Source organism: endosymbiont DhMRE of Dentiscutata heterogama, from assembly GCF_002888635.2.
In the GTDB taxonomy this organism is placed as follows: Bacteria; Bacillota_I; Bacilli_A; order Mycoplasmatales; family CGIF01; genus CGIF01.
The window spans coordinates 73,127-85,905 of record NZ_LN828718.1 but is presented as its reverse complement, the minus strand read 5'-3'; the positions used below and the strand labels follow the sequence as shown (position 1 = coordinate 85,905).

Below are 12,779 nucleotides of genomic sequence, written 5' to 3'. Positions count from 1 at the left end.
CATGTTGTGCAATTGGTGTCATAAAGTAATTCCAGCAGGGGAAGAACTAAAAGAGCAAGATAGAGGTTATTCTTATATTTCTCTTTACGAAGGAACTGGAGGTGGCGAAGGTAGTTTTATAGGAGGTGGCTATTACCATCGCATCTGTTACTGGCACAAATTGCTTTGAAATTTGAAAAAGGAAAGAAATGGATTATGAAAAGGCTGGTTCTGACTTTGAATTCTCCTCTGACCTATCTTAATAATTATTGTGATAGTAAAATTTTTTCGAATGAAGAAATTAGATAAGCGAATTAGAGAAATAGAAGATGTTATTTCTAGAGAAGAAAAAAACGAGCAGTAAAAATTTATTTAGCAAAAGCGGAAATTAATTTGAATAGTGTAATAGGACTAAAACAGGGCTATAAAACCCGAATGAACCAAATTGAAGTTATTGAACTTTTAGATCCTCTTGCAGGTTTAATTAGTGACGCAGAAGAACTTAAAAGAAAGGATAAGGAAAATAAAGTATTGACAGAAATTTTAGAACTAACTAAATTTGGTGATAATTTTCCTAATTTTGATGATGGGAAAGACGAAGAAAAAAAAGAGGAGAAAGCCGTCGCTGAATACAAAAAACGAGCCGCTATTTTGGCCGAACTGACAGAAAAATTAAAAAACGATTTCTCTATTGACATTTACCAAGATGAAAATTGAGTCGCCCAAATGAATAATTTGTTGGAGGTTAAGGAATGATTAGAAAAGATTTTTGGGGTTAAAACAAGCGAATTTGACACCGAAGTTTACTCTCCTGTTTGAAAAAAGCAAATAGCAGGTTCATTGGGAGAAAAAGAGGAAAAGGAATTATTGATGGAGCATGAGACCGATAATCTTTTCACTTTTGCCGATGCGAAAGATAAAAGTAATTTACAACGAACGCTGGCCGGATTAATTAAAGTGGTTAATGATGTTGAAATTTATCTGGGTGAGGATGATTTAGACCATTTACCGGCTAGACCGGATAGCCTCAAAAATAGTACTAGTTTTTTGCGGAGATTAATTTGAGGTCGGAAAAACTTTGACGAATTATCTAAAAATAATACTGAACTTGATATTTGAGAGAGAAATGAACTCGACCTAATAAACGGTGTTGACAAAAACAAAGTAAAAGATTATGTAGATAAAAAAGCCGCCGCAGAAAAATACGAAAACAAATTAAAAGTGCTTTTGGCGGATGAGAAGGGAAAAAGTCCGGACAGTGTGGCGGCTGATTCGGGTTGAGAAAACGACTTAATTAGGAAAAATGCGGTTAATAATAAGAATGAAGAACTCGGAAAACTAGAAGTTGAGCGTGATATTTGAAAAGAACGGGTAAGGTTAGCCAAGGAAGCAAGCAAGAACACTCGCCAAAAAATAAAAACCCACCAAGACGCTTTAACCACAGCCAAAGCCGATGCCCTGGCGGCTTTACAAATCCAAAAAGGTGATTTAAACGACAACGATATCAACGACCAAATCCAAGCCGACGATACAACCAAAAGCACTAATAATTGAGCCGGGCAAGCCGATTGGTCGGACAAATTACAACCCAACGACCCCACCTTCACCACCGCCCAAGAATTAAGTGCTTATGTGCTAGCGGTCAGCGAAGCCATTGGAACTTTAAAAAAGCAGAAAGAAAAAAAGGAATTAAACGAAGTTAAAAGTGATATCTTGATTGAAATCAGGAACAATTTACTTCAAGGTTCAGCCATTACGGACACGGACATCAATAAGTTATTAAACATTACAGGAAACGACGATTGGAAAAATTTCTTTAAAGATACGGACGACAGAATAAATAACCTCAAAGGTTTAACTGATTTCTCTAATGGGTTTATCCACGTTATCAACCAATTAAAAATTAATCAAGATTTAAAAGCCGCTAAAGCCCAAGCCTTGATTGATTTAATGGCGTTAAAAGAAAACGTGAGTGATGGCGATATTAACGACGCGGCCGAGAAATTACAAGAAAACATTATTCCAACCAGTGGGGATTGAAAAACCAAATTAAAAGACACCAACAAAGAAATTAAGAGCACAGAGGAGTTAACTCGATACGTTCATGTCATTACGGATGCTATTAGTAAGGTGAAAGGGGCGACTGATATAAAAAATGCCAAAAAACACGCTGCGGATCGTTTAGACATTTTTAAAGGAACATTAAACGACAATGACATTACGGCCATGGCCGAGGAAATCGAACCGAATATCACCAGCGGAGCGGTCTGGACCCAAAAATTACAAGCCAATAACGCTATAATTATCAATGCTGAACAATTAAGCCACTATGTCAAAATTATTACTCGGGCTATTAGTAAACTCAACACGAACCACGACTTAAAGCAAGCCAAAGTCCAAACCCGTGTCGCTTTACAAAATTTAATCCAAACGAGCGGCTTGACCGACGACCAAATCAATGCTAAAATCGTGGAATTTTCGTCTGGTATTCCTGCTGGTAATACTAACTGGCGCGATAAATTAAAAGAAAATGACACCACTTTAACCGACGCAAAAGCACTAACCGAATACATCACCCTACTCACCCGAGGCATTACGGCATCGAAAGGAGCAGACACGACAACTGAATTAAATCAAGTGAAAGGAGAAAGAAATAACCTGGAGGACCAAGTAAAATTGGTGCGGAGTGAATTAAGTATAGGAGCAGACGTGGCCGATGTGGTGAATAATAAATTGACGGTCGCGGATTTGGCCGATTATAAGACCGCAAAAACTAATTTAACAACTCGGGAAAATGAGATTAAGCATGCTATTTATAATAATGCTATCCCGAACGGCTGACAAAATAATGTTAAGGATGATTACGATAAATTGAGAACTAAAATTAACGGCAACCCCACCGGAACTCTCCCAAATAATTGAGAGAATGATTTAGTTAAAAAGAACGATTTAGATACGGAGAAAGCCAAAATCACCACTCTGAAAAACGATTTAGGAGTAATTAAAAACGATAATTCCATTGATGCGGTACGGGTGAACCAAATAAAAGATAATGAAGCCGAATTAACTCGCATTAATAATGATATAATTGCGAAAATTAAGACCAAGACTAATCTAAAAACTTTAATTAAGTTAAATGCGAATAATAAAAATGAACTTGATACTGCCCGTTTAGACGCGATTGAGACCATATTGTCTACTCCAGCCAATGCAAGCGCGGCAGATGTATTGAAGTATAAAAATAAATTACAAGGTTTAGGAATTGCGGTCGGTCAGGAAAAACCGGGCGACTCTTGAGAAAATGAGTTAATGAATAAAAAACCACTAACCCAAGCGGGTTATAGCGATTTTAATGTCATGCTGGCAGACTTAAATAGTTTAAAAACTGAAAAGAGCGATTTCCAAAACAAATTAAGCCAGCAACAAGAAAATTGTCGAAAAGAAAAAGAAGCATTACAAACCCAAATCGAGCAAAAAGAGCAGGATTTATTGAAATTCATGGTGGAACAGTTAAACTTGAATTTAACTGGTGATAAATATGAACGACAACAAGTATTAGCCGAGATTCAGAAATTAATTGTCAATCCTGATACTAACCAAGAAACCACTCTGGCTAATCTCCGTCAGAAAATAACCGAGCAGGAGAAAGAAATTAAAAAATTGAGAGAACAAAATAAGGAAAATATTCCAGCTCCGGAATTTAAGCAGCAAGCAGAAAAAGTACTGAAAGAATTAGGTCTAAAAAATTCTTATCAGACCCAAATTGACAAAATTACTTCTCTCTCGGAATTAACCGATTTTTATCAACAAGCAGCCAAAAATGAAATTGGTAAAGTCAAAGGAGAAAAAGATCAGATGAGAAATTGAAATATTGCTTTATGGTTATTGTTCGTTGGTAATCTCTTGATAACTACTTTTGTAATCATGAAAGTAAAAGGAGGCAAAACGTTAGGTAAAAAAGATAAATAAGAGAGGGCAAACCAAGAAATGTTGCCAAAATAACCCTATCGGACAAAAAATTTGGAGTATAAAGTTAGTCGGGATAAAAGAATAAAGAATTAGTATTCACCAATTAGAGGCTTATTTAGTGTTTTATTTTATACAAAAGGCTCTATGGTCGGGGCTTTTACAAACTGTCTATTACTTTCAGCAGATTTTTCTGGATCTCACCTGCCAAAATTTCTTCTTCTTTTTGGACCGTTAATTGAATGATTGAGGAAGGTGTAAGTTTATTTGCCGTAAGTAATCTTTTAATTACTGACTCTGTATTTTTCAAATGATAATCAATAATATACTCGTTATATTTTTTGATAGTAGATAAAGCAAAATGGTATTCAGCATCTTGCGGACAAATGAATTTCTCATTTTCTTTTACTACTTCTTGGTGGTGATATATTTTTTCGCAAATAGGGCAAATTAAATATTTGTTCTTTAAATCCAATAGTAACTCATAATTGGCAGTATTTATCAGGATAATATTATTTATTTTCTTGCCGATTTTGGCTAATTCAGCACTTAATGAGACCAATTGTTGCTCATTGTGGGGATAATTAACTAATGTTAGTTTTGAGTGGGGGTTATCCTGAATAAATGCTTTAACTTCCCGAGTATAATCGTTGATGGCTAATTCCATTATTTCCTTCTCGGTTAAGGAAGCAATATTTTTTTGGTCTCCGACAAAATTAAAACTCAGATTTAATTTTTCCTTTAATTCTCTTTTTCTAATCTTCCCCACCTCGAAAAAGCGCCCTTTTTCTTCCGTTGAAAAATAAAATTTATTGACAATAAGCGGAAACAATAAGAGAATGATTTTTTGTGAGTTATTTTTTATTTCCATATAAAATTTATGCTATTTATTAGTCTTTATATACTTATATTTAGTTCTTATTTGGCGAACGAGGTCCACCCCAATATTAACACTACCAAACCAATTGAAAAAAGGCAAAGTACCGGAACTCTTGAATAGGTTGTCAAAAATGATATTGAAAATTAAAATGATAAAATACCAAAAAAATATTATCTTATTGATTATTTTCCGCAATAAATTACGAGTCATGTGCCCGGGGGCTAGGTAATTTATATAAATGCCTCTACTTCGTAAATCCTTACTCATTTCTTTGGTCTTTCAAATGCCAACTTTTCGCATTTGTATTCATACGGCTAAATAGCGGAGAAAGAGCAAGAAAAATAATGCCCCCACTATTCACCATTTTTTATTCAAAAATCAGTCTTTCAGATTTTCGATATCAAATAAATAACGAGTATCACAAAGTAAAAAAAAAGGACCCCAAAATTTTCCCCCGGCTGGGGGATTATTCAGGTTTGCACCTAAACTATTCATACTTCCTGCTCTTGTCTTGTTTGCTTCCCCTCATTCATTTTGTATATTTTTAAAACTACCCCAATTCACTCCGGCTCGTCGCATTAAGACAATATTATATATAAAACCAACAAATTGGGACAGTTGAATTAAAGGCATAAAACCAATACTAAAACGAAATCCTAATTTTGATTTGCGTTTTTTTAGTAGTTTTCCGTGTTGGCTATAAAGAGTATTAGTTTCCACCGGGGACTCTCATTTCAAATTGGTTATCCAAATAAAGGCAATAGTAATTAATATCAGATAGAGCATTGGCTCTAATTCATTTCAGTGGTTCGAAATTCATTCATAGGGCAAAAATTCCGTAAAAAGTATCAAGTAAAAAGCATTACAAATGCCATACTGGTTCATTAACTGAATAAGTAATTCCAGCAAGCAACAATTAATTACGGTAATAATTAAACACAAGAGGAAAATGTGACCCAAACTTCCGCTGACATTATCTCAGTATTTTAGGAAACCGGCACCTAGTGAAAAGATAAAAACGAGTGTGCGGTTAATCCACAATTTTCATTTTTGAAGTTTGACTTGATCCATTTTGTCCGGGTTGAGGAACATGTAAAACATGCTTATAACAAAATTGACCTGTAAATGGACGCTAATGCCAGAAAAAAAAAGAAAACTTTTGACTGGGTCTTTGCCTTCCCCTCCCTTCGGCATTCATTGGTTGGGAAAATGAATTTTTTTGGCTCCTAGGATGTAAACCAGTAGCCCCAGCAAACTAGCCAAACAAGCCCAAAAAAAGACCTGGTATTGGCGGCTAACTCTTTTTTTTTTGACATTACTGGCCATATTACTTTTTTTTCGCTATTATTTTAAAATTGCCTCCCGCTTGGGTGATTTTTGTTTGGGCCTGCTGGGAGAAAGCAGCGGCTTGAATGGTTAAATTTTTAGTGAAACTTCCGGTTCCTAATATTTTTATAGGAGATTTTTCTTGCGTGAAGTCGACTGTCTGGCCGTTGGTTATTTTCTCATCTGCCTCTAATTGGGCTAAATTAATTACTTGATAAACAATTCGATCGGGTCTGAATCCGCCGCCCCGCTTGGGAAAACGCCGTGCTACTTCGGTTTGTCCGCCTTCAAAACCCGAACGAACATGACCACTTTTGCGGGATTTTTGGCCTTTTTGTCCTCGGCCTGCAGTCTTGTCTCCACGACCAACCGTTTTTCTTTTTTTGACAATAGTAGTTAAATAATTGCTAATATTCATATTTTTTTCCTGTAAGTTCATCAAAGGCTAAAAATGCCGCTCGCATAACATTTAATTTATTACGCGAACCGATTATTTTAATGCTGACATCCTTAATTTCTAAATATTTACATAACGTAGCGAGCATTTCACTAGCCTTAATGCCGCTGCCGGGCGGAGTAGGTTTTAAAATTAATTTAGTCGCATTATAGTGAACTGTTATGTCACGAGGGATAGTGCGGGGTGCTGTAGAAAAATAATTAAGTAATTTTTTTTGGGCTTTGCGAAAAGCTTTAGCGGAGGCTTTCATAGGTTCTTTGCCACCCATATGAGCGTAAGCGACACTTTTTTTTTCCTCATCCTTGATTAAAGTCAAAGAGGTGAAACTAAAGCGACGACCCCCTTTGGTTACTTTCACCGGTCGCCAAGTTTTCAGGATAGTTTTTTGAATATGGGACCGAAAATATTCTCTTTTTTCTCTTTCTCTGCCTCTGAAATCCGAAAATGCTCTGCTTTTCCGATTTGTTGGCAAGTCAGTATTATTTTCGCCATTGGTAGATTCTGATTTATTTGTTATTTCTGGAACCGGCTTTTCCTTAATTTCTTCCGTGCCGATTAATTGACCTTCGACTAGTTCAACCACCTTTTCTTTTTCCAAACTATTGTGACTTTTCTCGACTTCCATGTAAATTAAAAATTAATTCCTGATTCCCGCAGGGTTTGGCAAAATGCTTCTATCTTGCCATGATAAGGACGACCATTGCGGTCAAAAACGATTTTTTTTTGACCGGATTTTTTTAACTTTTCGGCAAACACTTCGCCCAGTTTTTTGGCATAATCTTTATTCTTGCGGGAAAAATTATTATCTTTTTCCACGAAATCCTGGGTGGAAGAGGCCAGGAGAGTATGGCCAGCCGCATCGTCAATGGCTTGTACTCGCAAGTAGCGGTTTGATTCACTTAAGACTACTCGGGGGCTTGCCACAGAGCCTTTAATTAAGGTGCTTCTTCTTTTACGAATCTTGCGACGGGTTTTTTTCTCGTTGGATATCGTCATATATACTATTATTTTATTTATTTTTACAAACTCATTAAAATCTTTTTCTCCTCATGGGTCTTTTTTTCTTCTTGCTAAACACTAGATAACCAATCATTATGAGAAAGATAATTCCTACAAACACGGTCAGCATAATCAAAAAAATATTCCCTTTTTCTGACCCATCTCCTTTATTAGAATCGTGTGAAGAGTGTTGCCGGTTTTGTAAAGATTGCTTTTTCTTTTGATATAAATTGTCAAATTCCCGCCGGTTGTCGTGGTTAACTTGATAAAGAGGTTTAGATTTCGCATTTTGATAAGCGGCCTCTAGCGTTGCCAAATCAGAGGCATTTTGTAATAATTCTCTCATTCGGTTAAACTCGCCTGCTTGTTGAGGGTCAAGGGTTGGTTTTTGTTGCGGTATATTTTGATTTTGAGAACATTGAGGAGCATGGTGCGGGATGACCGAAAAACATTCCGGACAAATATTTTCTTTATCATTAATATTGCTACTATTATCATTTTCATACTGGTCGCGGTCGTGGCTCTTGTCGGTTCGGGGATTGAGTCCCTGATTTTTATCCAACCAACTTTCCAGACGCTCCATGGTAGAGTAAAAGTTGTCATCATGATTATGCTTTCCTATCGTCGAGTAGAGATAATGGTGAGTAAACTCGTGAACCACAGCACCCCGCAATTGCTCCTCGTTTTGGTAATTATTCAAAAAAGAAATGGTGTATTTATAGGGAAAGTAGGTAGTGGTAGTAGTGGTTTTTTCGGAACCAGGAACTTTTACTCCGTTTATTTCTTGTCAGGTGGTGTTAGTGTGGTCCTGGCTGCCCCCTCCTTCTCTCTCAGTGCGACCCAAAGTTCGAGAGTTTTCCGAACTCCCTAAATGATTTTTAAAAACTATACTAATATCTTTTTTGTGGAGTGGGTCTTGGATAAACTTCTCAACCAGTAAATCGTAATATTTTTTGATTAACTGTTTTTGTTGATTAATTGGCAAACTCATGATTCTATATTATTATTTTGCAAAAATAATTAAAGTATAATCGTCTTATTAGATATGACATGGCCAAATAATAATTTTTCGGCAAGGGGCAATATCTCTGCTGCCCGGTTTCGTTATCCAGGTGGAGGCAATCCCTCGCCCTCTTCAGGTTGAGAGAGATTCATTTTCTTAGTAATTTTATTACTGGTGGTTTTCCTGATTTGGTTACTAGTAGAAGGAAGAAAGCAAAAAAAAAAAAAAAAAAAAACAGACTAGAAAAAAGAAAAAAATAGACATGGATATTTTACCAGAGGTTAAAATAGATAAAACATTTGTTTTTTAAGACTAAAAATAAGCGTGGATATTTTGCCATAGGCCAAAAAATGCATGAGGAGAGTTCAAAGTAAAAAAAAGAATTAAAAAATATTTTGTATAATGAAATTAATTGTTGGTCTTGGTAATCCGGGTAAAGAATATGAAAATACTCGGCATAATTTAGGCTTTATAATTATCAACCACTTAGCCCGAAAATTGAATACTGAATTAACCAAAAAAAAGTTTAACGGCTTATATTGCCAAACCAGCGAATATATTCTCCTCCAACCTCAAACTTATATGAATAGTTCAGGAGAATGTATTAGGGCTTTTTTAAATTATTTTCGGATTCCAATAGTTAATTTGCTGATAATTTACGACGATATTGCCTTGCCATTAGGAAAGTTTCGTTATCGTAGCCAAGGTTCAGCTGGCGGACACAATGGAGTGAAAAATATTATTGGGTTGTTGGGAAGTAAAAATTTCAAAAGATTGAGAATAGGAATTGGCTATGACAAAAATTTCCTGATTAGAAATTGAGTTTTACAAAATTTTCAATCCGCAGAAAAAGAAGAAATAAAGAAAATTATCCCGGATTTATTGACTGGTTTACAAGAATGAATAAAAGAGGACAATTTTGAAAAAATGATGGGTAAATTTAATAGCAAATAAATCTTTTTTAATTTTGGTCTTAAATGAGGTAAAAAAAGACAAATTAAAATCTTGTTTTCACAGGCTTTAAAATATTAAACATGAACGACAAAAAAACTAAATGTTATGATTGTGACAAAGAATTAGAACCGCATGAAGTCAAAACTTATTCTGAACGCTCTTGAAAATATGGAAGGGATTATTATGACCTTTGTAAATCTTGCTACAAAGAACGAGATAAAAGAGATAAAAAATGACTAATATTCCTAGTTCTTTTCTATATTTTCGCCTTATTTTTTATGGTATTCTTTGCTAAACTGATATTTTGATTAGAACGAAGAAATTAAATTCCGAGTAATATTTTGGTAATTCTGGTTCAATCAGAATTAGGCAAAACAAAAGGAAAATTAAGAACAAGGGTTAATCAAAAAGCAATTTTAATAGCATAATGATAGCAAAAATGACCGATTATATTTTTTTGTCATTTTTTATTCCTTTTTAGCAATCAATAAACCAGACCCAAAAAAATAAACTGAGTAATGACACCCATAGCCAAAATAATTATTCTTTGGAGGGGGGGGGGGGGGGGTTTCCATTTCCACCCGCGTATAGCCATAAACTGGAAAAGCCCGAAAAGTCATTTTGGTATATTTTTCTCCGCCGAAACTAAATAATTTTCAACCAATTCCTACACTCACTTTGTCGGCTATAATGCCGAAACCACGAGCCGTTAAGGCATGACCGCACTCATGAACAAAAATATTGAAAAAACTTCAAAAATAGGAAAAAACGGCTATTCAAATTATATCTTTGCTGCTATAATTTCATTGGTCGGATTTTTTTAATCAATAATAGCAAATGACTGGAACGAGAATAAAAACAGAAGAAAATATAACTTTTTCTCGCACCCCCATTACTCCCCCTTAATTAGTGGCAAAACTGACACAAAGGTTCTTTTCTGTCTTCTGATATTTTTTTGATAAAATTTTACGACTCCATCATATTGGGCGTGAATGGTATAATCCCGACCAAAAAATACTCCTTGGCCTTCTTTATATTTGGTTCCACGCTGGCGAATAATTATACTGCCTTTTTTCACCGACTGGCCGCCGAATATTTTTACTCCCAGGTTGTTGGGGTTGTAGGATTTGTGGCTACAATTAGTAGCCGCCGAACCTCCCCCTTTTTTTTGGGCGAAAAATTGTAAATCTAACTGGAATATTGGCATGATTATTATTTTTTTGTCTTTTTTCTAGATAATGTATCTTTTTTTCTCAAAACCACTAACCCCTTGACAGGACCAGGGACCGCTCCGCGAAGGAAAATAATGCGTTTTTCCGGATCCTTTTTTTCTATTCTTGATTTTTGTGTAACTCTTTTGTTTCCCATACGACCGGGCATTTTTTTGTTTTTAGGCATGCCTTGATTAGTACCTCGTCCACCACCCCCAGATCCGATTAAACGGTGAGGTCAGCCTGCTCCATGGGACATCGGTCCTAGTTTGTTCCCAAATCTTTTATGGACTCCGGCGGTTCCTTTTCCGTGTGAATTACCTATGACGTCAACCTCATCTCCTACTTCAAAATGGGATAAATCAACTGGAGAACCAACTGGAAACCCCATCATATCTCTTATTTCTAGCAAATGCCTTTTTAGCGGAACATTATTTTTTTTTAAATGCCCCAATTTAGGCTTATTAAGATTTTTTTCCGTGCAATCACCAAACGCAATTTGACAAGCATTATATCCTTCTTTGGATTCAGTTTTTACTTGAGAAATCACATTATCGCCAATCCAAATAGGAGTAACTGGTATTAATAACCCCTCCTCCGAAAGTATTTGTGTCATTCGACATTTATTGCCTAATATACCAATTTCGTTCATATATAAATATTATTTTAACTTATTGATTAAAACAGGCAAAGATAATAAAAAACCTCATCATTAATTTTAAATCAAGGAGCAAGAGGGGTTAATAAGTACTATGACAATAAACAGTAAATTAGTCAATGAATGAAGTAAAATGGGGGACAATAATTTTCAACCACTTTTTTTGTAGACATAAATGAAACCCCAAGTGGCTACTGAATATTGAAAGAAAAGGAGAAAAAGATTTTCTCCGCGATGATAATGAGCCCCAATAAAAGTTAAAAAAGAAAGGAGATAAGAAAAGGGATTTTTGCGACCAAAAATGCGAAAAATGAAATAACGAAAAATACACTCTTCAACAATAGGAGCCAGCACGCACATGCCAAAAAAAATTTGAGCCAAATACCCTCAATTATTTTTGTTACTAGTTATGACGCTTATGTGAGTGTTAATTTTTTCCGATTTAAGGTTAGGCCAAGAAGGAGGTGCTACTCATCCCAAAACTAATTTGAGAGCAAAATGGATAAGAGTAAAAAAGAAAAGTAATTTAATGGTTTGTCAAAATATTTTCTTTTTTTCTTGTCGAAGTGAATACCAAATTTTTTTTCCTTCTTGTTGAAATACCCAAAAAGTTATCAAAAGGCAAAGAATAGCATAGCGAGTAAAGAATTTGCCGGCTAATTTTTCATTAACGTAATTTCTCCACTCCATTATTTTTGATAATTTGCTTATAAGTTGGGGGAGGAAACAACAAGGGAGAAGGGAACAAAAAATACAAAAATAACCCAAACCTAAAAAACCTCCCCCGAGTAAAAAATTGCTTTTGTTTGTTCTTATTCGGAAGAGAGTAGTGAACTACTCCACACGGGAGTTTTAAGTATTAATTACTTTGTCCTCCAGCAATACTTCCCATTTGGTCTCCGACAACACTTTTTTTTACCTTGTAGTAACATTTCATGTTTGACCTACGACAAATTATCCCTGTTTATTTTTGACCTTGTCAGACAAAATATCATATCTATTTTTCCACTCCTAATATTTTCACTTCGGTGTATTGAGCCCGAAATCCTCACTTTCTTTCATTCCTTTTTTTTGGCTTGTATTTCATACCCACTATTTTTTTATTTTGTCCGTGCTTGATTACTTCTCCAACCAGTTTAATGGGCAAGTAGGGTTGACCGAATTCATCATCTTTTTGCAAAATTTTATCAAAAATTATTTTGCCACCACTTTTAGCATTTTTCTGGTAATCGATGCGAAAAGTTTGCTCTTTCTTTTTTGGCAGATAGAGATATTGTTTACCTTTCAGTTCAAATCTAATGATATCCATAATAATTTATTTTAGCAAATTATCGCTTACGTCTTTT

At 35.2% G+C, this 12,779-nt stretch carries 16 protein-coding genes; 5 read left to right on the top strand and 11 right to left on the bottom strand.

The window, feature by feature from the left end:
- Position 1: 1 nt before the first annotated feature.
- Together DHMRE_RS00770 and DHMRE_RS00765 are read left to right on the top strand one after the other, a co-directional pair.
- Complete coding sequence (locus DHMRE_RS00770) at positions 2-343, top strand: hypothetical protein (protein WP_322632495.1); 342 nt, start codon at positions 2-4, stop codon at positions 341-343.
- A gap of 71 nt (positions 344-414) precedes the next feature.
- Positions 415-3,948, top strand: a complete 3,534-nt coding sequence (locus DHMRE_RS00765) for a hypothetical protein (RefSeq protein WP_322632494.1) — start codon at positions 415-417, stop codon at positions 3,946-3,948.
- Positions 3,949-4,105: 157 nt separating this feature from the next.
- Here DHMRE_RS00765 and DHMRE_RS00760 read toward each other — a convergent pair whose 3' ends face one another.
- Genes DHMRE_RS00760 through DHMRE_RS00735 form a run of 6 tightly spaced genes read right to left on the bottom strand, consistent with a single transcriptional unit; the run spans position 4,106 to position 8,598 of the window.
- Positions 4,106-4,816, bottom strand: coding sequence for a hypothetical protein (locus tag DHMRE_RS00760; protein WP_322632493.1), 711 nt, complete (start codon positions 4,814-4,816; stop codon positions 4,106-4,108).
- Between the two features lie 12 nt (positions 4,817-4,828).
- The gene (locus tag DHMRE_RS00755; RefSeq protein ID WP_322632492.1) at positions 4,829-6,151 is read right to left on the bottom strand and encodes a hypothetical protein; all 1,323 of its coding nucleotides are present in this window, start codon (positions 6,149-6,151) and stop codon (positions 4,829-4,831) included.
- Position 6,152: 1 nt separating this feature from the next.
- A complete protein-coding gene (gene rplO, locus DHMRE_RS00750) occupies positions 6,153-6,569 on the bottom strand; it encodes a 50S ribosomal protein L15 (protein ID WP_322632491.1) in 417 nt (138 codons plus the stop codon).
- Entirely contained in the window at positions 6,559-7,233 is a 675-nt protein-coding gene (locus DHMRE_RS00745; protein WP_322632490.1) for a hypothetical protein, read from the bottom strand. Before DHMRE_RS00745 ends, rplO begins: the two co-directional genes overlap by 11 nt.
- Positions 7,234-7,238: 5 nt before the next feature.
- A complete protein-coding gene (gene rplR / locus DHMRE_RS00740; protein ID WP_322632489.1) occupies positions 7,239-7,604 on the bottom strand; it encodes a 50S ribosomal protein L18 in 366 nt (121 codons plus the stop codon).
- A gap of 34 nt (positions 7,605-7,638) precedes the next feature.
- Positions 7,639-8,598, bottom strand: coding sequence for a hypothetical protein (locus DHMRE_RS00735; protein ID WP_322632488.1), 960 nt, complete (start codon positions 8,596-8,598; stop codon positions 7,639-7,641).
- 54 nt (positions 8,599-8,652) lie between these two features.
- Between DHMRE_RS00735 and DHMRE_RS00730 the strand changes: the two genes are divergently transcribed.
- From DHMRE_RS00730 to DHMRE_RS00720, 3 genes are all read left to right on the top strand, one after another.
- Positions 8,653-8,853 carry a hypothetical protein gene (locus DHMRE_RS00730; RefSeq protein WP_322632487.1) on the top strand — a complete coding sequence of 67 codons (201 nt, stop codon included), beginning with the start codon at positions 8,653-8,655 and terminating at the stop codon, positions 8,851-8,853.
- 159 nt (positions 8,854-9,012) lie between these two features.
- Positions 9,013-9,564 carry an aminoacyl-tRNA hydrolase gene (gene pth / locus DHMRE_RS00725; RefSeq protein ID WP_322632486.1) on the top strand — a complete coding sequence of 184 codons (552 nt, stop codon included), beginning with the start codon at positions 9,013-9,015 and terminating at the stop codon, positions 9,562-9,564.
- Between the two features lie 80 nt (positions 9,565-9,644).
- Positions 9,645-9,890: a hypothetical protein gene (locus DHMRE_RS00720; protein WP_322632485.1), complete on the top strand. Its 246-nt coding sequence runs from the start codon at positions 9,645-9,647 to the stop codon at positions 9,888-9,890.
- 141 nt (positions 9,891-10,031) lie between these two features.
- On the opposite strand, the gene DHMRE_RS00715 is transcribed toward DHMRE_RS00720, so the two are convergent.
- The 5 genes from DHMRE_RS00715 to rplU form a co-directional block, all read right to left on the bottom strand.
- On the bottom strand, positions 10,032-10,457 hold the full coding sequence (locus DHMRE_RS00715) for a site-2 protease family protein (RefSeq protein WP_322632484.1): 426 nt from the start codon (positions 10,455-10,457) through the stop codon (positions 10,032-10,034).
- Positions 10,457-10,771 (bottom strand): 50S ribosomal protein L27, encoded by a 315-nt coding sequence (locus DHMRE_RS00710; RefSeq protein WP_322632483.1) that lies wholly within the window; start codon positions 10,769-10,771, stop codon positions 10,457-10,459. Before DHMRE_RS00710 ends, DHMRE_RS00715 begins: the two co-directional genes overlap by 1 nt.
- A gap of 5 nt (positions 10,772-10,776) precedes the next feature.
- Positions 10,777-11,427 carry a 50S ribosomal protein L3 gene (gene rplC, locus DHMRE_RS00705; RefSeq protein WP_322632482.1) on the bottom strand — a complete coding sequence of 217 codons (651 nt, stop codon included), beginning with the start codon at positions 11,425-11,427 and terminating at the stop codon, positions 10,777-10,779.
- 66 nt (positions 11,428-11,493) lie between these two features.
- Entirely contained in the window at positions 11,494-12,123 is a 630-nt protein-coding gene (locus DHMRE_RS00700; RefSeq protein ID WP_322632481.1) for a CPBP family intramembrane glutamic endopeptidase, read from the bottom strand.
- 307 nt (positions 12,124-12,430) lie between these two features.
- A complete protein-coding gene (gene rplU, locus DHMRE_RS00695) occupies positions 12,431-12,742 on the bottom strand; it encodes a 50S ribosomal protein L21 (protein ID WP_322632480.1) in 312 nt (103 codons plus the stop codon).
- Positions 12,743-12,779 lie beyond the last annotated feature (37 nt).